At 72.8% G+C, this 19,418-nt stretch carries 18 protein-coding genes; 7 read left to right on the top strand and 11 right to left on the bottom strand.

What is annotated here, in order from left to right; genetic code table 11:
- Positions 1–213 precede the first annotated feature (213 nt).
- Positions 214–714, top strand: a complete 501-nt coding sequence (locus H5965_RS41660; RefSeq protein WP_310976676.1) for an SRPBCC family protein — start codon at positions 214–216, stop codon at positions 712–714.
- Here the strand turns inward: H5965_RS41660 and H5965_RS41655 are convergent.
- From H5965_RS41655 to H5965_RS41640, 4 genes are read right to left on the bottom strand one after another with little or no spacing between them, the layout of a single operon-like run.
- Entirely contained in the window at positions 711–1,451 is a 741-nt protein-coding gene (locus H5965_RS41655) for an enoyl-CoA hydratase/isomerase family protein (protein WP_310976674.1), read from the bottom strand. The two genes, H5965_RS41660 and H5965_RS41655, sit on opposite strands and share 4 nt — an antisense overlap.
- 32 nt (positions 1,452–1,483) lie before the next feature.
- A complete protein-coding gene (locus tag H5965_RS41650) occupies positions 1,484–1,957 on the bottom strand; it encodes a hypothetical protein (RefSeq protein WP_310976673.1) in 474 nt (157 codons plus the stop codon).
- A gap of 27 nt (positions 1,958–1,984) precedes the next feature.
- Positions 1,985–2,908, bottom strand: coding sequence for an ABC transporter permease (locus H5965_RS41645; RefSeq protein WP_310976671.1), 924 nt, complete (start codon positions 2,906–2,908; stop codon positions 1,985–1,987).
- Positions 2,905–5,775 (bottom strand): alpha/beta fold hydrolase, encoded by a 2,871-nt coding sequence (locus tag H5965_RS41640; RefSeq protein ID WP_310976669.1) that lies wholly within the window; start codon positions 5,773–5,775, stop codon positions 2,905–2,907. The genes H5965_RS41645 and H5965_RS41640 overlap by 4 nt, the downstream gene beginning before the upstream one ends.
- Positions 5,776–6,078: 303 nt before the next feature.
- On the opposite strand from H5965_RS41640, the gene H5965_RS41635 reads away from it, so the two are divergent.
- From H5965_RS41635 to H5965_RS41625, 3 genes are read left to right on the top strand one after another with little or no spacing between them, the layout of a single operon-like run.
- Positions 6,079–7,041, top strand: coding sequence for a TerC family protein (locus tag H5965_RS41635; protein WP_310976667.1), 963 nt, complete (start codon positions 6,079–6,081; stop codon positions 7,039–7,041).
- A gap of 51 nt (positions 7,042–7,092) precedes the next feature.
- Positions 7,093–9,039: a S9 family peptidase gene (locus H5965_RS41630; RefSeq protein ID WP_310976666.1), complete on the top strand. Its 1,947-nt coding sequence runs from the start codon at positions 7,093–7,095 to the stop codon at positions 9,037–9,039.
- Complete coding sequence (locus tag H5965_RS41625) at positions 9,021–9,671, top strand: haloacid dehalogenase-like hydrolase (RefSeq protein WP_310976664.1); 651 nt, start codon at positions 9,021–9,023, stop codon at positions 9,669–9,671. Before H5965_RS41630 ends, H5965_RS41625 begins: the two co-directional genes overlap by 19 nt.
- Here the strand turns inward: H5965_RS41625 and H5965_RS41620 are convergent.
- The 4 genes from H5965_RS41620 to H5965_RS41605 all read right to left on the bottom strand — a co-directional run bounded on the left by H5965_RS41620 (position 9,653) and on the right by H5965_RS41605 (position 13,565).
- The gene (locus tag H5965_RS41620) at positions 9,653–10,309 is read right to left on the bottom strand and encodes an RES family NAD+ phosphorylase (RefSeq protein WP_310976663.1); all 657 of its coding nucleotides are present in this window, start codon (positions 10,307–10,309) and stop codon (positions 9,653–9,655) included. The genes H5965_RS41625 and H5965_RS41620 overlap by 19 nt on opposite strands.
- 51 nt (positions 10,310–10,360) lie before the next feature.
- Positions 10,361–10,942 carry a DNA-binding protein gene (locus H5965_RS41615; protein ID WP_310976662.1) on the bottom strand — a complete coding sequence of 194 codons (582 nt, stop codon included), beginning with the start codon at positions 10,940–10,942 and terminating at the stop codon, positions 10,361–10,363.
- Positions 10,943–11,725: 783 nt separating this feature from the next.
- Positions 11,726–12,703, bottom strand: coding sequence for a LacI family DNA-binding transcriptional regulator (locus tag H5965_RS41610; protein ID WP_310976661.1), 978 nt, complete (start codon positions 12,701–12,703; stop codon positions 11,726–11,728).
- 106 nt (positions 12,704–12,809) lie between these two features.
- A complete protein-coding gene (locus H5965_RS41605) occupies positions 12,810–13,565 on the bottom strand; it encodes a helix-turn-helix domain-containing protein (RefSeq protein WP_310976660.1) in 756 nt (251 codons plus the stop codon).
- A gap of 166 nt (positions 13,566–13,731) precedes the next feature.
- On the opposite strand from H5965_RS41605, the gene H5965_RS41600 reads away from it, so the two are divergent.
- Positions 13,732–14,187, top strand: a complete 456-nt coding sequence (locus H5965_RS41600; protein WP_310976658.1) for an MmpS family transport accessory protein — start codon at positions 13,732–13,734, stop codon at positions 14,185–14,187.
- Between the two features lie 17 nt (positions 14,188–14,204).
- Positions 14,205–14,948 (top strand): ABC transporter permease, encoded by a 744-nt coding sequence (locus H5965_RS41595; protein WP_310976657.1) that lies wholly within the window; start codon positions 14,205–14,207, stop codon positions 14,946–14,948.
- On the opposite strand, the gene H5965_RS41590 is transcribed toward H5965_RS41595, so the two are convergent.
- From H5965_RS41590 to H5965_RS41580, 3 genes are read right to left on the bottom strand one after another with little or no spacing between them, the layout of a single operon-like run.
- Positions 14,932–15,618, bottom strand: a complete 687-nt coding sequence (locus H5965_RS41590) for a histidine phosphatase family protein (protein ID WP_310976656.1) — start codon at positions 15,616–15,618, stop codon at positions 14,932–14,934. The two genes, H5965_RS41595 and H5965_RS41590, sit on opposite strands and share 17 nt — an antisense overlap.
- A 10-nt stretch (positions 15,619–15,628) precedes the next feature.
- Positions 15,629–17,512, bottom strand: coding sequence for a Na+/H+ antiporter (locus tag H5965_RS41585; RefSeq protein ID WP_310976655.1), 1,884 nt, complete (start codon positions 17,510–17,512; stop codon positions 15,629–15,631).
- Between the two features lie 33 nt (positions 17,513–17,545).
- The gene (locus H5965_RS41580) at positions 17,546–17,953 is read right to left on the bottom strand and encodes a nuclear transport factor 2 family protein (RefSeq protein WP_310976653.1); all 408 of its coding nucleotides are present in this window, start codon (positions 17,951–17,953) and stop codon (positions 17,546–17,548) included.
- Positions 17,954–18,006: 53 nt separating this feature from the next.
- On the opposite strand from H5965_RS41580, the gene H5965_RS41575 reads away from it, so the two are divergent.
- A complete protein-coding gene (locus H5965_RS41575; protein ID WP_310976652.1) occupies positions 18,007–19,392 on the top strand; it encodes a carboxylesterase family protein in 1,386 nt (461 codons plus the stop codon).
- The last annotated feature ends 26 nt before the right edge of the window (positions 19,393–19,418 follow it).

Genomic DNA, 19,418 nt, shown 5'->3' with positions numbered 1-19,418 from the left:
CCCGTCGTCGAAACCCTCGGTGGGACCCTCACAGAACCGGCGGTGGTCGGCAATCGGCTGTCCGGGCACAGAATCGGTGAGGATCCGACTTTCGGCGGGTGGCGCCGGGTCTTCCGGCGTGCCCGGCCGGGGGCATCGTGCGAGTTGTCCGCGTGTTCAGCGCCGCGTTACGGTCCGGATCCGTAGGCACCGTCATCGAGCGAGGGGTCCGCCATGAAGGTTTCCGACTGCCCGACGGCCGAGGTCGAGGTCCGCGTCGCCGCGCGGCCGGCCGAGATCTGGTCCTGGCTGCTGGACATCGACCTGCCGGCCCGGTTCTCCACCGAGTTCCAGGGTGGCGGCTGGGTCGACGACGCCGAGCCCGGCCTCGGCGCGCGGTTCCGCGGCCGCAACTCCCACCCGGTCGCCGGGGAGTGGGAGACGGTCTCGACCGTCACCGGCTACGAGCCCGGGCGGCTGTTCGCGTGGGCCGTGATGGACGTGGCGAACCCGGCCGCGTCGTGGAAGTTCGAGCTCGTCCCGGACGGCGACGGCACGATCCTGCGGCAGTGGGCCCGGATCGGCCCCGGCCCGTCCAACCTGACGAAGATCATCGGCTCGATGCCCGAGCACGAAGAGGAGATCGTCGCCATGCGGCTCGGCGAGCTGCAGGCCAACATGCAGAAGACCGTCGAGGGCATCAAGGCGCTCGCCGAAAGCGGCGTGCCGGCCTAACGGAGCACCCGGTCCACATAGGACTTCACGGCGGCCAGCGCCTCGGCCGACTGCCACAGCCGCTCCACCTGCGGGTCGTCCGAGTGGCGGTATTCGGCGATCCGCTCGTGGAAGGGCTGCCGGATCTGGGCCTTCGTGTGGGCGAACGGCTCGGCGGGCAGGTCGCCGAGCCGCGCCGCGACGGCGAGGGCCCGCTCGAGCACGTCGTCCGGTGGGGCCTGCTCGTCGGCCAGCCCGCGGGCCAAGGCCTCCTCGCCGCCCCAGGTTTCACCCGGGTAGGTGAGCAGCGGCAGCCGGGTGGTCCCGTAGCTGCAGCGCAGGATCTCCAGCGCGGCCAACGGGAACGGGAGCCCGACGAGCAGTTCGGTGACCCCGATCCGGCCGGCGCCCAGCACCCGGTGGTCGCAGGCCGCGGCGAGCACCGCCCCGCCGGCGATGGCGTGCCCGTTCAGCGCGGCGACCACCGGACGCGGGCAGCCGAACACGGCCAGCAGCGCGTCGGACAGCAGCGGCAGGAATTCCGCCACGTACGGCGCCCCGCCCTCGTCGAGCCGCTTGAGGTCGACGCCCGCGCAGAAGATCTGGCCGGTCCCGGTCAGCACGACGGCGCGGGCGTGCTCGGCCTCCTCGAGCTGCCGCACCAGCGCCCGGCAGGAGTCGGTGTCGAGCGTGTTGCCCCGGCCGTGCTCGATCCGAAGCACGGCGACGTCGCGGTGGCTCTCCAGGGTGATCGGCACGGCCCGACCGTACCGCGGAGTCGGTGGGCCGGTCAGGCCTTGACGCTCAACCGGACGACGCCGAAGTGCTCCGCCCGCACCAGTTCGACGACCTCGTCGAGGGTCGGCAGCCGGCCGAGCGGGAACTTCAGGCCGATCATCCGGGCGGCGCGACGCATGCCGAGCTCGGTCATCCGGTCCAGGTACGTCCGCGCGACCTCGGCTTCGTCCTCGACGAGCACCCCGCGCATCGGCGCCGTCCGGCCGGCGAACGTCACGTCGACGTCCACGCCGCCGCGGAAGTTGACCTTCCAGCGCGCGGGGGTCAGGGCGCACAGCCCCTCGGCATCGCGGTGGGCGGTGACCGGCACGCGGTAGCGCTGCCCGGTCCGCCGGCCGGCGAAGGCGAGCAACATGAACTCGCCGACGCCGCGGCCGAGCGGGCTGGGCAGCACCACGCGCAGCACCACGTTGAGCGTCTTCACCAGCGGCGCGGGCGGCTGGTGCCATTCCACCACGGCGGTCATCTCCGCAGCGTACGCCGCCCGTGGGCCTCAGCTGGTGATGTCCTTCCGAGCGAACCGCCGTCCCGCGTACAGGAAGAACACCGTTCCGTAGATCGCCGCCGAGAGCAGGCCGCTGGCCAGGTTGGTCCAGTCGACGTCGGTCGAGATCAGGTCCATCCAAGAGAACGCGTAGTGCGTCGGCAGGTAGTTCCGGAGCCCCTCCAGGGCGGTGATCTGGTCCAGGATCTGCGACAGGATCGCCACCAGCACCGCGCCGCCGACCGCGCCGAGCGGGGCGTCGGTCGACACGCTCAGCGCGAGCGCCAGCCCGGCCACCCAGGCCAGCTGCAGGATGATGTACACAGTGGACAGTGCGATGGCCAGCAGGCTGTCGCCGAAGGACACCGCGTCGCCGGTCGGGCTGATCGCGTCGCCCGCGCCGTACCAGAGCACCCCGACGCCGAGCGACACCAACGGCAGCAGCACCAGCGCGAACGCCGAGAGCAGGCCCGACACGATCGCCTTCTGCCGCAGCACCCGCTGCCGGGGCACCGGCATCGCCAGCAGGTACTTCAGGCTCGACCACGACGCTTCACTCGCGATCGTGTCGCCGAAGAACAGCGCGACGATCATCGGCAGAAGGAACGTCCCCGACACGAACAGCGCCAGCACGACGAAGTTCGGCGCGGACGCCGTGGCCAGGTCGACGAAGCCGCCGCTGCGCCGGTTCGGGTTCGACTGCCCGAGCTGGAACGCGATCACCAGGATGAACGGCAGCAGCGCGACGAACCCGAGCAGGAACTGCGTCCGCCGCCGCTTGAGCTGGCGCCGCAGCTCGACGCCGAGCCGTAGCGTCCGCCGCGCCGAGTAGCCCTCGACCGCGCCGTCCGGCCCGGCGCCCGCGTGCTCGGCCGACGCGAGGTCGCTCAGCTCGTCCAGCGCGTGCGGGTCGGTGTGCACACCCTCGCTCACGACTCTTCTCCCACCAGTTGCAGGAACGCGTCTTCCAGCCGGCGCCGAGGCCCGGCCTGCTCCACCGCGACCCCGGCGCGCACCAGCGCGGCCACGCCTTCGGCCCGCGGCAGCTCGCCGAGGTTCGCGTGCACGAGCTCGCCGTCGACGTCGACGTCTGTGACGCCGCTCAGCGCCTTGAGCGCCGCCGCGGCCGCCGCCGGGTCGTCGACCCGGAACGTCGCTTCGCCGCCGGCCGCGGCCAGCTCGCCGACCTCGCCCGAGGCGACCAGCGAGCCGCGGTGCATGACCACGACGTGCGTGCAGGTCTGCTCGACCTCGGCCAGCAGGTGGCTCGACACCACCACCGTGCGGCCGGTCGCGGCGTACCGCTTCAGCACCTCGCGCATCTGGTGGATCTGGGGCGGGTCGAGCCCGTTGGTCGGTTCGTCGAGCACCATGAGCTCCGGCAGGCCGAGCATCGCCTGCGCGATGGCCAGCCGCTGCCGCATGCCCTGGCTGTAGGTCCGCACCCGCCGTTCGACCGCGTTGCCGAGCCCGGCGATCTCCAGCGCCTCCGCGAAGTGCGCCTTCTCGGCCGGACGTCCGGTGGCGGCCCAGTACAGCTCGAGGTTCGCCCGGCCGGACAGGTGCGGCAGGAAGCCCGAGCCCTCGACGAACGAGCCGATGCGCGAGAGCACCGGCGCGCCCGGGGTGATCTTGTGCCCGAACACGCGGATGGTGCCCTCGGTCGGCGTGATCAAGCCCATCAACATCCGCAGGGTGGTCGTCTTGCCCGCGCCGTTCGGCCCCAGCAGGCCGAGCACCTGGCCCGGCTCGACGCGGAAGGACAGGTCCTTCACCGCCACGAACCCGCCCGCGTACTGCTTGCGCAGACCCTCGATGACCAGCGGAGTCGTGGCCAGCTCGGCGTCGACGTCGGTGGCCCGGCGCCGGCGCAGGGCCGCGAAGAGCACCGCGGCGAGGCCGATCGCCAGCGTCACCCCGATGCCGACCAGCTGCCCGACCGGTGCCGGGGACCCGACGGACTTGCCCGGCACGACCGGCACGGCCAACGCGGTGCCCGCGGCCAGCCCGATCCGGAACACCGCGGGTGCGGCCGGCGCGGCGTACCCCTGGTCGGTGGTGCCGACGACCAGCCGCAGCGAGTGGCCGCCCTCGATCGGCCGGACGATGCCGGGCAGCGTCACGGTCACGTCGACCGGGGTGCCGTCGGCGGGCAGCCCGCTCACCCGGAACGGCGCGATGGCGTTGGCCGGCAGTACGCGCGAGCCGTCCTGACCGACGTCGTAAAGCTTCGCGAACAGCACCGCGTCCGGCTGCGGGTGCGCCGGGTCCGCGGCGACCTGCAGCCGCACGGTGGACGAGCCGCTGATGACGACCTGGCCGTCGAACGGCGCGGTGGCGAACTGCGCGGCCTGGCCGGGCGGGTCGTTGCTGAACAACGCGCCGAGCCGCGACGAACTGCTCGCGACGCCGTTGAGGCCGGGGATCCCGCTGACCGCCGCCGGGTTCGCCCCGGCCGGGCGCACCACCGGCTGCGCGGGCCCGTTGAGCGCCACCAGCCGCCGTTCGGTGGCCGGGCCGGTCAGCCCGGGGTAGGCGGGCGCGTTGACCGTGCGGACCGACGGCGTCCCGTTGGCGCGCAGCGTGCCCTGGACGTCGTAGCTGAAGCCGGTGCCCGGGTCGCCGCCGTCCAGCGCCGTCTTCAGGAAGTCGGCGATCTTGGCGCGCAGCTGCGGGCCGGGCTTGCCGCCGTCGTGGCCGCCGGTGTACCAGATCGTCTTGACCTTGCCGCCCGCCGCGGTGATCTGCCGGGCGGTCGCGTCGGACTGGTCGAGGCCGAACAGCGTGTCGCTCTCGCCCTGCACCAGCAGCGTCGGCACGGTGATCTTGCCGGTGACGGACGCGGGGGAGACCCGGCGCAGCAGGTCGACGCTCGCCTGGCTCGCCTGCCCGGTGGTGCCGAGTTCGGTGTAGGCGCGGCAGACCGCGGCGGTGAACCGGCCACAGGGGTCGGCCGACGCGCTCCGCGGCCCGCCCGCACCCGGCGGCCCGGCGGGCAGCGCGGCCCCCGCGGCGGCCGCGGTCCCGGCGGCGCCGGTGGCCCCGGTGTCGGTCTCCTGCCCGGCTTCCGGTGCTTCGGCGGACGGCGAGCCGCTCGCCGCGGCACCCGAACCGGCCGAGAAGAAGATGCCGGCCCAGCTCTTCTTGAAGACGCCGTCGGTCGAGAAGGCACCGGCGGACGGGGTGCCCGGGGCCGTGGACGCGGGGGTCGCCGCGTTCGGGATCAGGCCCTGGGCCAGGTCGTTGTAGGTGATCACGGGCGCGATCGCGTCGACGCGCTTGTCCGTGCCGGCCAGCAGCAGCGACAACGCGCCGCCGTAGGAGGCGCCGGTGACGGCGACCTTCGGATCACCCTGGGCGTCGAGGGTCACCTGGTGCTGCGCGACGAGCCGGTCGATCAGGCGGCTCGCGTCGGCGACCTCGCCGTCCGGGTCGTTGAGCCCGATCTTGCCGGTGCTCTTGCCGAAGCCGCGCGCCGACCACGTCATCACGACGAAGCCCTTCCGCGCGAGCTCGCGGGCGTCGTCGGCGACGCTGTTCTTGTCCCCGCCGAAGCCGTGCGCGAGCAGCACGGCCGGTGCGGGCACGGTCGCCGGGAGGTAGGTGGTCGTGTCGATCTTGACCTGCTCGGCCGAGCCGGGCGCGGCGGGCAGGTCGAGCAGGGCGTCCTGGGTCGGCACGGCGGGCGGGGCCGTGTCGCGCGTCGCCCAGAGGACGGTCGCGGCGGCGAGCACCGCCACGACGGCGCCGAGCGCCGTGAGCCGGGCTCGGCGGGTGCGCGGGAGCGGGAGTCGGGGCACGACGTGACCGTAGGTGAAGTTTCCTGAGAGTGTCCTCCGCGGCTCACAGTGATCACACGCCCGGACCACCTGGTGGACCGAAGTGACCGGAATTACACGACCAACACGGTGACGTGCGCGATCCCGGCTGGCGCTCGGCCGGGGGGAACCGGCAAACTGGACGCGCTGTGAGGGGAGTATTCCTTCGCGGCGGTGTCGTCAGCACGGTGGCCCTGCGCCCCCGGCACCGTCGGCCGGTGTCTTCACCGGCGGGAGAGACCTCCGGTTAGTTGCTGCTGCGCGCTATCCGGAGGTTCGAGTTCCATGACTGTCCCCCTGTGGCTGTGGATCGCCACGATCGGTGGCCTGCTCGCGCTGATCGCGCTGGACCTGGTCATCGTCGATCGCAAGCCGCACGAAGTGACCACGGGGGAAGCGGCTCGCTGGGTCATCTTCTACGTCTCGTGCGCGATCGCCTTCGGCATCGGCGTGTGGATCTTCGCCGGGCACGACCCGGGCGTCGAGTTCTTCACCGGGTACATCACCGAGTACTCGCTGAGCGTCGACAACCTGTTCATCTTCATGATCATCATGAGCTCGTTCAAGGTGCCCGCCATCCACCAGCACCGCGTGCTGCTGGTCGGCATCCTGCTCGCGCTCGCCATGCGGAGCGTCTTCATCGCCATCGGTGCCGCGCTCATCGAGCAGTTCGTCTGGGTGTTCTTCCTGTTCGGCGCGGTGCTGATCTGGACGGCGATCAGCATGCTGCGCGGCAAGGGCGAGGAAGAGGAGTACCACGAGAACGCCGTCACCCGGCAGGTCCGCAAGATCGCCCCGGTGACCGATGACTATCACGGCCACCACTACACGGTGAAGATCAACGGCAAGCGGATGATCACCCCGATGCTGCTGGTGATCGTGGCCATCGGCTCGGCCGACCTGCTGTTCGCCGTCGACTCGATCCCGGCGATCTTCGGCATCACGCAGGAGGCGTTCCTGGTCTTCACCGCCAACGCGTTCGCGCTGATGGGCCTGCGTCAGCTGTACTTCCTGCTCGGCGGCCTGGTGACCAAGCTGGTCTACCTCAGCTACGGCCTCGCGGTGATCCTCGCCTTCATCGGCGCGAAGCTGTTCCTGCACGCGCTGCACGAGTACCACGTCGTCCCGGACTGGCTGGACATCAACAACTGGATCTCCCTCGGCGTGATCGTCGTCGTGCTCACCGTGACCACGGTGACGAGCCTGGCGAAGGCCCGGCGCGACGAGCGCAAGCAGGTCGTCGCATGAGACCTCGCGAAACTCGTTCGCCTCGCTAAGGATTTCCGGTACGGTCGGGACGTGCGTCCTGCCGACATCGAACACCTCGTCGTCCCCGGCCGTCCCGCGCTGCGCGGGAATCTGCTGCTCACGGCGCTGAAGAGACCGGATCTGAAGGCGAACGCCACGCACGGCGAGGTCCGGCGCGTGTCGCTCGACGGCGGTGAGTCCGCGTGGACCCACGGTCCGCGCGACTCGGCCCCGGCGATCTCGCCGGACGGTCGCTGGGTGGCCTTCCTGCGTGCCGGGGAGGGCCAGGGCGCGGACGGCAACCCGCAGCTGCACGTGATGCCGTCGGACGGCGGGGAGGCCCGCCGGCTGACCTCGCTGCCCCTCGGGGCCGGGGAACCGGTGTGGGCGCCGGATTCGCGGCGGATCGCGTTCACCGCGCGGGTGCCCGAGCCCGGCCGCTACGGCACGCCGGACGCCGACGGCGAGACGCCGGAGCCGGCCGCCGAGGCCCCGCGCCGGATCACGCGGATGGACTACCGGATCGACGACGTCGGGTTCCTGCGCGACCGCATGCAGCGGCTGTTCGTCCTCGACACCGCCGACGCCTCCGAGCCGGGGGAGCCCGAGCCGCTGACCGGCGACGGGTTCGACGCGGCCCACCCGGTCTGGACGCCGGACGGCACGCGCGTGGTCTTCACCGCCCCGCCGGACTGGGGTGCGGCCGAGAGCGACTTCCGCGACATCTGCGCGATCTCCGCCGAGGGCGGCGAGCCCGAGGTCGTCGTGCGCTGCGACGGGTATTCGGAGCGGCCGGCGTTCGGCCCCGACGGCACGTTGTTCTACTTGGGACAGTCTTTCGAGGAGCACCACGAGGCCGCGCCCACCGGGCTCTACGCGGCGACGCCCGAATTCGGCGCCGGCCCGGTGAAGGCCCGGCGGCTCACCGACGCCGAGACCGTGGACTGCGAGGGCGCGGCCGGCCCGCCGGCTCCGCGGGAGGACGACGTCGTCGTGGCCGTCCGCAACCGCGGCGCGGTGGAACTGCGCGCGGTCGCCGTCGACACCGTCGAGGCTCCGCTGGCCGACCTCGCGGTGGTCCACGCCGACCAGGCCGCCGTCCGGTCGTTCACGCTGGACGGCTCGGTCCTGGTGGCGGTGATCGCGACGCCGTCGACCGCGGGCGAGGTCGTGCTGCTCGGCGACGGCGGGCCCAAGGTGCTGACCGGCTACTCGAAGCCGTTGCGGGACAAGGGCATCCGGCCGATGATCGAGCTGGAGACGACGGCCCCGGACGGCTACCCGGTGCACGGCTGGCTGGTCCTGCCCGAGGGCGAGGGCCCGCACCCGGTGCTGCGCGTGGTGCACGGCGGGCCGTTCACCCAGCAGGAGTGGGCGGTGTTCGACGAAGCCCAGGTCTACGCGGCGGCGGGCTACGCGGTGGTGGTCGGCAACCCGCGCGGCTCGGCGGGCTACGGGCAGGCGCACGGCCACGCGATCACCCACGGCTTCGGCACGGTCGACGTCGACGACGTCCTGGCCCTGCTGGACAAGGCCTTGGAACGGCCGGACCTGGACGCCACCCGCGTCGGCATCATGGGCGGCTCGTACGGCGGCTTCATGACGAGCTGGCTGGCCGCCCACCACGGGGACCGGTTCAAGGCGGCGTGGAGCGAGCGCGCGGTCAACGCGTGGGACTCGATGGTCGGCAGTTCGGACATCGGCTACTTCTTCGTCGACGCCTACATCGGGTCTTCGCCGGAAGTGCAGCGCGACCGATCGCCGCTTTCGTACGCTTCGCAGATCCGCATGCCGTTCGCGGTCGTGCATTCGGAGCAGGACTGGCGCTGCCCGCTGGAGCAGGCGGAGCGGATGTTCGTGGCCCTGCGCCGGGCGGGCGCGCCGGCGGAGATGCTGCTCTTCCCGGGTGAGGGCCACGAGCTGAGCCGCTCGGGACGGCCGCGGCACCGGGTCCAGCGGTTCGAGGCGGTCCTGGAGTGGTGGTCGCGCCACCTGTGACGCGCGGCCTGGTCTGCTTCGACGTCGACGGCACCCTCGTGCCGGGCACCAGCTCGTGCGCGTGGGTGGCCGCGGCGCTGGGGCACGAGGCCGAGCTCGTCGCGGCCGAAGCGGCTTACGTCGCGGGTGAGCTGACCAACCAGGAGGCGTCGGTCATCGACGCGCGCGGCTGGGCGGGGCACACCGAGGCGGAGGTCCTGGCCCGGCTCGCGACGTTGCCGCTGGTCGACGGGATCGCCGAGACGGTGGCGTGGTGCCGTGACCACGACCTGCGGCCGATCCTGACCACGCTCGCGTGGACGCCGGTGGGCCGGCTGCTCGCCGGGCGGTTCGGGTTCGCCGCGTACTGCGGCCCGGTGCCGGAGGCCGAGAGCGGCCGCTACACCGGGAACGTCGCCGAGCACCTGGACGAGTTCGGCAAGCGCGACTTCGCGCTCGCCCAGGGCTTCGCGCCGGAAAGGTGTGCCGCGATCGGGGACAGCCGGTCGGATCTGCCGCTCTTCGCCGCCGTCGGGACGAGCATCGCCTTCAACGGGACCCCGGCCGCCCGGGCTGTCGCGACGCACGTCGTCGACGGGCCGGACCTGCGGGCGGTGATCCCGGTGCTGGCGGCTCAGTTCAGCAGCGTGTAATTGAGCTCTTCGCAGACCCGGCCCAGCGGGACGTCCAGCCCCGGGTGGTCCAGCGGCAGCAGCACGTCGGGCGCGATCGGGAGCGCGGCGCCCGCCGGCGGGTCCCACAGGCAGATCGCGGGGTCGCCTGAGTCCATCGACGAGCGGTACCAGAGGCCGTCGAGGTCGCTGAACGCGCCGCGGATCGCCCGGGCCCAGGCCTGGGTCAGCTTCTTCGGGCCGCTGGAGATCTCCTGGGAGGCGCCGACCCGCGTCGGCCAGAGGCCGGTCAGGTCGAGCAGGCGCAGGGTGCGCGTCGGGCGGACGACGACCAGCCGGGGACCGCGGGTGCGGCGGTCGACCGTCGAGCTGGTCTGGAAGACCTCGGCGACCGACGTCCGCACGGTGAGGCCGAAGTACAGGACGCCGTTGGCGGGATCGGTGACCGGCGCGCCGCCGCGGCCGGGCGACTGCTGGTCGAAGCGGCCGTGCGGGAGCGGGCCGGTGTAGCGGAACGAGTTCCACTGCTGGGGGTGTCTGCCGTGCGCGGTGAAGATCCGCACGAGCCTGGTCGCGGGCTGGACCGTCACCACGTCGTCGGCGCGGTTCAGCTGCCGGACCAGGACGGATCGGGCGGGCGGCAGCGGGAGCCGGGCCATGGGTCGGGGGTGGTCCGTCCTTGTCGGAGATCTTGCTCGGGAGGGTCCAGCCTAGAGCGGAGTGCCGAGCGTGGCGATGAGGCGGGCGACGTGGTCCGGATCACCACCGGAGAGGAGCCATTGGCGCGGGGTCGCGGGCTGGTCGTTGATGACGAGATCCGCTTGCGGAGTGCTCATGAAGGCCGCGACGACGAGGGCGGGCTGGTCTTCGGGCAGCGCCTTCAGCACGACTTCCAGGCCGGGCAGCACCCCGGAACCGGCGAACTGCCACGCGGGAAGCCGCCACCCGCCGTCCTTCCACCCGGTCAGCCGCCCTTCCTTGAGGCGATGCCGGATCCGGCTGTCGTCGACACCCAGGGCTTTGGCGGCTTCGTTGACGCTGAGGGCGCCTTCGGCGAGCACGGCGTGGGCGGCGACGGTGCGCGCCCGGAAGTCGGGTTCGTCCTCACGCCTCGGTGAGAGGTCGAGGCCGACATCGGCGAGCGCGGCGCGCTGGTCGGCCGAGAAGTAGTGCGAGGGATCCGGATTCGGTGGGGACAGTCTGCGCGCCGCGTCTTCGACGAGAGTGAGGAACTCATTCGCGTCGACCTTCAGGCCCGCCTTGGCGAGGATGTTCTCCAGCGCTACAGACATGTGGCTCAGGTTAACCCGAAACAGCGCGGATGTGCGGGTTCGTGCGCTTTCTTGCCCGGTCTGTGCGTGAATTCACCAGAGATCGACACTCACGGCACATCATCCAACACGTTGAGTAGGCAACTTCCGGTCAGTTTCCCTGGATCGGGCGCCGTTGTCCAGCCTCGGCCTGGCTTGACACTGCGCGGTCGGACACCTACGTTCCGGATGAGTAAACGATTTCCGCTCCGGTGCTCACAGGACCCGGCGCCCCGGCGCCGGTGATGGGGGACACAGGGGGTGGGGCGTGCCTGGGGGCCCGGCACGAGCCGGCCCCCGGGCACGTCGCTTCCGTTTGGTCCGACTCGGCGAGGGCGCCGGTTGGCCGGGTACGCAAGCCGCCCCTTCCATGCGTGAGCCGACGCTTTGGGTACGAGGGCCGACCCGCCGGTGCGCGGCCGACCTTCTGGGTGCGCGAGCCGACCCCTTGGGCACGCAAACCGGCCCTCCGGGTGCGCGCGAGCCGACGCTTTTGGTGCGTGGGCCGACTCGCCGGGTGCACGGGCCGACCCTCCTGGCCGCAGGTCGACTCGCCGGGTGCGTGAGCCGGCTCTTCTGGTGCGCGGCCGACCTTCTGGGTGCGCGGGCCGACCCTTCTGGCACGCACGCCGACCCTTCGGTTGCGCGCGAGCCGACGCCTTCGGTGCGCGGGCCGACTCTCGGGAGTACGCGAGCCGACCCCTCAAGTACGTGAGCCGACCCCTCGCGGACATGGACCGGGGCCGAGACCTCGCCTCCTCGATCTCAGCGGCGGGAGCTCTTCCGCACGATCAGGCGGGCTTCGAGCGTCGTCGTCGTGGTGTCGCGGCTGCTGTCCGTGATTCGGGCCAAGAGGAGCTGTGCCGCCACTCGGCCTACCTCGTACGCCGGCTGGGCGACCACCGTCAGGGGTGGGTCGATCAGCGTTGTCCATGGCGCGTCGTCGAACGAGACTATGCCCACGTCGCTGCCCGGGCGCAGGCCTCGGGCCGACAGGGCCTCCAGCACTCCGATCGCCATCGTGCTGTTCGCGACCAGGAGCGCGTCCGGCGGCGAGGGCTCGTCCAGCAGTTCCAGCGCCGCCAGGCGGGCGCCCTCGGCGCGGTACTCCGCCCGCCGGAACAGGACGTTCTCTTCGCCGACGACGTCGGCGTATCCCGCCAGTCGGTCTTCGGCCGTGCGGACGCCCGGCGGGCCGGTCAAGCAGCCGACGCGCCGGTAGCCGCCCGCGAGCAGGTGCCGGGTGGCTTCGGCCGCCGCGTGGCGGGTGTCGACCAGGACCTGGTCGCCCTCCGCCGCCTGCAACGGCCGGTCCACCGCCACCAGCGGGGTGCCCTGGCGGCGCAGGCCCTCGACGTTCGTCGACCGGCCGGTGGGCGACAGCACCACGCCGGCGACCCGCTCCTGCAGCGCGACCTCGATGTAGCGCCGCTCCTTGTCCTCGTTCTCGTCCGAGTTGCAGAGCACCACCGAGTACCCGGACCGCTGCGCGAGGTCCTCGACACCCCGGGCGATCGCCGTGAAGAACGGGTTCTCGACGTCGGAGATGATCAGCGCGAGCACCGCGGTCTCCTGACGGCGGAGGTTCCGGGCCAGCCCGTTCGGGTGGTACCCCAGCTCGGCGGCGGCCTCCTGGACCCGCGCGGCCAACGCGGGGTCCACAGTGGACTTCCCGTTGAGCGCGCGCGACACCGTCGCCGTGGAGACGCCGGCTCGTGCCGCGACGTCGCTGATGGTGGCCACGCGCCCTCCCTGATCACTCGTCGAGGGGGAGGATAGCGCTCTTGGTAGTCGTTTACCGTCCGCTTACCTTTTTGGGTGAACAGCCACTTCCGGTTGACCGCAGGGGTTACGCCGAACGGAGTCGATCACGCACGGCAACGTCCACAGTGGAGCGTCCGCCGAAGTAATCGCGTGGCGTGAGGCCGGTCAGCGCCCGGCAGTCCCGGCTGAGGTGCGCTTGATCGGCGTACCCCGCGGCGGCGGCCAGCGCGGCCAGCCCGGGGACACGCGGAGCCAGCGCGACGGCCCGCTGGAACCGGCTCACCCGGAGGTAGGTGGCCGGCCCGTACCCGACCGCTTGGACGAACCGCCGCCGCAGCCGCCGTTCGCTCACCCCGCCCGCTGCCGGTTGCCCCAAAGCGGCTGCACCGGAACGGCCGAGCAACGCCGCCGCGTCACCGACCCGGGCCACCCCGGCCTCCAGCCGCGCGATCAGCTCCGCCACCGCGAAATCCGGCGGCGGCACCCCCGTCACCCGCTCGGCCACCGCGGAAACCGGCGACACCACCCCCTCCACCAACCGTTCCGCCGACGACCGCCCCCACAACTCGGACACCGGCACCCGCCGATCCCGCAGCTCGTCCGCCGCCACGCCGAGCACCGCCGCCGCCCGGCCCGGCACCAACCGGACCCCGCTCACGACCCCCTCCGTCTCCGACCACCACGCCGCCGTGTCCGGCCCCGCCACGAACGCCGTTCCGCCGCCCACCACCAAGTCGACGCAGCCGTCCGGGACGATCCGCTTCGGGCCCTCCGAAGCCGATCGCCACACGCACCTGGCCACGCCCCGCAACACCGCCGGCGCCGCCCGTTCCTCGTACACACCCCGATCATGCCTCGGGGGTCCGACAGAACCGGCAAGAATCGGCGCCACCCGTCCGGGTGAACATCGAACTTTCCGCGAGGACCGGCTAACACCCCGTCAGGTCACGGCGAGATATAGGTCGACGCACTCGACGGAAGTGCGCGCGACGAGAGAAGACCTCTCCATGAGCGTTCCCACCGCGATGCGCGACTCCGCCGGGCGGGCTCGATCGGCCGGCAGCTTCGTCGTCGTCCTCGGTGTGCTCGTCGCGGCCTTCGCGGTGACCGCCCACGTCCTGCCGCGGTCCGCGCGCGAGCCCGCGGCCAAGGAAGCGCCCGTCGCCCCGGTCGCCGTGCGCACCGTCGATCACAGCGTCGTCTACGAACTGCTCGGCACGCACGGCGCCCGCAACGTCACCTACGCCGCCGCCGGCTCCGCCCTCACCCAGCAGGCCGCGGTCGCGACGCCGTGGTCCACCCGGTTCACCCGGGTCGGCCCGGCCGGCCGCACCGAGTTCTACAGCATCGCCGCCCGCAACCCCGGCCCCGGCGCGCTGCGGTGCCGGATCGTCGTCGACGGCGTCGTCGTCGCCGAGAAGACCGAGACCGAGCCGGGGCGCCTCTTCAGCTGCGCCGTCTGAGCGGCAGGATCGGCGGCGTGAACGCCGCGATCACCTTCGGGCCCGCCCTGGTGGCGGTTCTCGTCCTGCTCGCCGTCGCCGGCGCGGTCGTCGTCAGGGCCGGCGGGCTCGGCGAGGGACGCGCGGTGCTGATCGCCGCCGCCCGGGCGGTCGCGCAGCTCGCCGCCGTGTCGCTCGTGATCACCGCCGTCCTGCGCTCGGCGCCGCTCACCGGCCTGTTCGTGGTGCTGATGTTCGGGATCGCCGCGGTGACGTCGGCGCGCCGCGTCGGAACGAACAAGAACCTGCCGTGGACGGCGCTGGCCATCGCGGCCGGTGTCGCGCCCGTGCTCGCGCTGGTCCTCGGCGCCGGTGTCGTCCCGCTCCGGCCGATCGCCGTCGTGCCGATCGCCGGCATCGTCATCGGCGGCGCGATGACCGCGACCTCGCAGGCCGGCCGCCGGGCCCTCGACGAGCTCGAGTCCCGCCACGGCGAGTACGAAGCCGCGCTCGCCCTCGGCTTCCTCCCGCGCCCGGCCGCGCTCGAAATCTGCCGCCCGAGCGCCGGGCACGCCCTCATCCCGGCGCTCGACCAGACCCGCACGGTCGGCCTGGTGACGCTCCCGGGCGCGTACGTCGGCGTCCTGCTCGGCGGGGCGGGCCCGATCCAGGCCGGGCTGACGCAGGTGCTCGTGCTGATCGGGCTGCTGGCCGCGGAGGCCGTCTCGATCCTGGTGACCGTGCAGCTCGTCGCGGCCGGGAAGCTCAGCCGAGCGGCGTAGCCAGGTGGGCGGTGTCGTTGTAGCGCCGCACGATCCAGGTGTCGCCGTGGAGCACGAGGTGGGAGATCGACCCGTTGTCGGCGCCGAGGAACGCGAACCGCTCCACCGCGCGGCTGGCCTGCGCGAACAGCTCGCCGATCACACCGCCGTGGGTGAACACCGCGACGCGCTGGTCCGGGTGCGCGGCCGCGATGCGGGTCAGCGCGCCGCGCAACCGGGCGCCGAACCGCTCGTCGGACTCCGCGCCCGGGATCACGTCCCAGCGCTGCTCGGTCCACAGCCGCTCGACGATCGGGTGGCCTTCGGCCGTGTACTTCCGGAACAGGCCGTTTTCCCAGTCGCCGAGGTGGATCTCGCGCAGGTCCGGCTCGACGACCGGGGTCAGCCCCAGCTTCTCCGCCAGGGGAGCCGCCGTCAGCACCGTGCGGCGCAGCGTCGTCACGTAGATCGCGTCGATCCGTTCCCCGGCGAGCCGGACGCCGACGCGCTGGGCGTGATCACGGCCTTCCGGCGCGAGGTCCGGGTCCGCCTGGCCGTCGACCAGGTCGAACGGGGCGTCGCCGCGCGCCGGGGCGGACTCGCCGTGCCGGACCAGGAAGATCTCCGTCGAGCCCGGCGGCGGGCTGAAGCGGTGCTGGCGGTACTCGATCTCCTGCTCCGGCGTGCTCATGGCCTCGACCCTAGCCCAGCTGCTTGTCCACGAAACACCATCGCCAGGTCTCGCCCGGCTCGAAGCTGCGCATGACCGGGTGGCGGGATTCGTGGAAGTGCTGCGTCGCGTGGCGGCGCGGCGAGGAGTCGCAGCAGGCGACGTTGCCGCACTTCAGGCACATCCGCAGGTGCACCCACGTGGTGCCCTCGGCGACGCAGGCGGCGCAGCTGTCGGCCGAGCTGGGGTCCTTGTCGACCCACTCGTGGGCCAGGTGCTTGCACGACCCCGCCGTCGCGGCCGGGGTGCGCAGCTCGCGGCCCTCGACGTCGGGCTCCGCCTCGTCGCGGTCGAGCATGGACTCTTCGATGTCGAGCCGCTCCAGGACCTTGCGCAGGACGTCGTCGTCGGCGCTGCCGCTGTCGCGGGCCTTGAGGAACTGGTCGCGCTCGACCTCCAGGAGCTCCAGCCGCAGCCGCCGATAGGCGTCGCTCGGCGTCTCGGCCAGCGCGCTCTGCCGGCCGAGCTGCTCCCACGCCGAGTCGGCGCGGTGCTGCAGCCGGTCGCGCAGGCGCTGGATGATCTCCGGCGGGTCGTCGTCGGTCCGGATCTCCTCGAGCTTGGCCAGCGCCGCGCGGGTCATGTCGTGCAGGACGGCCGCCTCCTGCAGGGCGTCCTCGGCGGGGTCCGGCCGCGGCAGCCGCAGCCGCCGGATCAGCGGCGGCAGCGTCATGCCCTGCACGGCCAGCGTGCCGGCCACGACGACGAACGCCGCGAGCACCAGCACGGCCCGCTGCGGGGTGTCCGCGGGCAGCACGAACGCGGCCGCGAGGGTCACCACCCCGCGCATGCCGGCCCAGGCGATGACGGCGGAGTAGCGCCACGGCCAGATCTTCGCCCTGACCTTCCCCGGCAGCAGGCGCCGTTCGACGCGCTTCACCGTGCCGATCCCGGCCATCCACAGCACGCGGGTGAGGATGGTCGCGGCGAGCACGGCGACGCAGATCCAGGTCAGCGTCATCAGCGACAGCCCGCTCTCGCCGACCTCGGCGAGGATCCGCCGCAGCTGCAGGCCGATCAGCAGGAAGACCAGGTTCTCCAGCAGGAACTGGATGGTCTGCCAGTTCAGCCGGGACGCCAGCCGGGTGGAGCCGGACAGGATCTGCGGCGCCTTATGCCCGAGGATGAGCCCGGCGATGACGACGGCGAGCACGCCGGAGCCGTGGATCGCCTCGGCCGGGATGTAGGCGATGAAGGGGACGGCGAACGACAGCGCGGTGTCGAGCACCGGCTCGTTCAGCCGGGCCCGGATGAACGCGGCCGCGAACCCGACGACCAGCCCGACCACGGCCCCGCCGATGGCCGCGCGGAAGAAGTCGGCGCCGACCTGCCAGAGGCTGACCGAGCCGGCCAGCGCGGCGATGGCGGTGCGGAGGGCGACCAGCGCGGCGGCGTCGTTGAACAGGCTCTCGCCTTCGAGGAGCCGGATCAGCTTGCGGGGCATGCCGACCCGCCGGGCGACGACGCTGGCGGCGACCGCGTCCGGCGGTGCGACGACGGCGCCGAGCGCGATGCCGCCGGCCAGCGGGAGCCCGGGGATCACCGCCCAGGCGACCACGCCGACGCCGAGCGCGGTGAACACCACGAGCCCGACCGACATCAGCCCGATCGCCCCGCGGTTCTTCCGGAAGTCGACCAGCGACGTCTGGATGGCCGCCGAGTACAGCAGCGGGGGGAGCAGGCCGAGCAGGACGACCTCGGGGTCGAGGTGGACCTCGGGCACGCCGGGGACGTACGAGCCGGCGACGCCGACGACGATCAGGCACAGCGGGGCGGACCAGTCCAGCCGCCGCGCCACCGCGCTGACGACGAGGACGGTCACGACCAGCGCCACTATCTCTGCCGCTATGTGCACGGGGTAATCATTACCCGCCCGCCGCGGCGGGTGTCACCTGGCCAGCTCGGGAAGCACTTCGGCGACCAGCTGGGTGTCCATGTACTCGGTGATCTCGCGGATCCGGCCGTCCTCGACGCGGAAGACGAAGCAGTACTTGTTGTCGTAGCGCGCCCCGGCCTTCGTCGCGACGCTGCCCTGCGTTTCGACCACGACGACGTCGTCCTCGGCGACGAACCGGCTCGCGGTGCTGGTGTAGGTGCCCTCGAACTGCGCGCCGAGCGGGCCGAGCAGGTCGCGGCGGACCGAGTCCTTGCCGCGGAAGGTGCCGGACCAGCTGTTGTGCCCGCCGACCGTCCAGGTGACGTCGTCGGCCATCGCGGCGAGCAGCGGCCGGATGTCGCCGGTCGCCCAGGCGTCGAACGCCGTCTTCAGGAGCTGCTTGTTCTCGGACGCGGTCATGGGCTCAGTCAACACGCTGGAGCGCACTCCAGCGCAAGCTTTAGGCTGGGCCCGTGACGACAGCGGAGATCGCGGCCGGTGTCCTGCGCGGGTCCGAACGGGACGGCGTGCGGACGTTCCTCGGCGTCCCGTACGCCGAGCCGCCGGTGGGGGAGCTGCGGTTCCGGGCGCCCCGGCCGGTCCCGCATTGGGCCGGTGAACGCGACGCGACGAAGTGGGCACCCCGCGCGCCGCAGCCCGAACTGACCGGGCGCGGCTTCACCGGCGACGAGGACTGCCTCTACCTGAATGTTTACGCGCCCACGGCACCCGGCTCGTACCCGGTGCTCGTGTGGATCCACGGCGGCGGTGGCGTGCTGGGCGGGCCGCACCAGTTCGACGCCTCCGCGTACGCGCGCGCCGGCGTGGTGGTGGTGACCGTCGCCTACCGGCTCGGCGTGCTCGGGATGCTGCACCTGCCCGGCGTCGCCGACTCGAACCTGTCCCTGCGCGACCAGGTGGCGGCGCTCGAATGGGTGCGGGACGAGATCGGCGCGTTCGGCGGCGACCCGGGCCGGGTCACGCTGGCCGGGCAGTCCAACGGCGGCCGCACGGTCGGGACGCTGCTGGCCGTGCCCGCCACGCGCGGGCTCGTCCACCAGGCGATCGTGCAGAGCGGCACCGGCGTCGGCTCGGTCGTCCACACGCCGGACGAAGGCGCGGCGGTCGCTGCGGCGGTCCTGGCGGAGCTGAACGCGTCGCCGGATGACTTGGCGACGCTGCCGGTGACCCGGATCCTCGAGGCGCAGCAACGGGTTTCGGCGGCGTCGGGCACCAAGGTGACCTACCGCGTGGTGGTCGGCGACGAGCTGCTCCCGCACCGGCCGTCCGACGGCGCCCGTGAGGTCCCGCTGCTGATCGGGACGACGGCCGACGAGGAGGACCTGTTCAGCTGGCTGCAATCGGGCGGCGCGAAGCTGCTGGGCGTCGGCTCGACGATGCTGGACGCCCCCGCGGTCGAGAAAGCCGTCGCGGCGTATAACGCCCTATTCGACTGGCCCCCGGACCAGATCCGCAACCGCGCGCTGACGGCGGGGGACTGGTGGATCCCGGCGATCCGCTTCGCCGAGAAGCAGCCGGACGCCTGGATGTACCGGCTCGACTGGCGGATCGCCCCGCGCGGCCGCGGCCTGGGCGCGGCGCACGGGCTCGACCTGCCGCTGGTGTTCGACGACATCCGCAACCGCAACTGGCGGTTCCTCTTCGCCGGCCGGCCGTTCCCGGCGGAGCGGATGCAGGCGGTGGCGACGGAGATGTTCGGGGCCTGGGTCCGGTTCGTGAGCACCGGGGACCCGGGCTGGCCGCGGTACACGACGGCGGACCGCGTGACGCGGCTCTTCGACGACGTCTCGACGACGGTCAGCGACCCGGACCGGGAGCAGCGGTTGCTCTGGGACTGAGCCGGGGCGGCCCGAGACCGCCCCGG

The organism is Amycolatopsis sp. 505 (assembly GCF_031625235.1).
Lineage (GTDB): Bacteria > Actinomycetota > Actinomycetes > Mycobacteriales > Pseudonocardiaceae > Amycolatopsis.
Note: the sequence above shows the minus strand (reverse complement) of the source record. Positions and strands in the feature narration are given on the sequence as shown.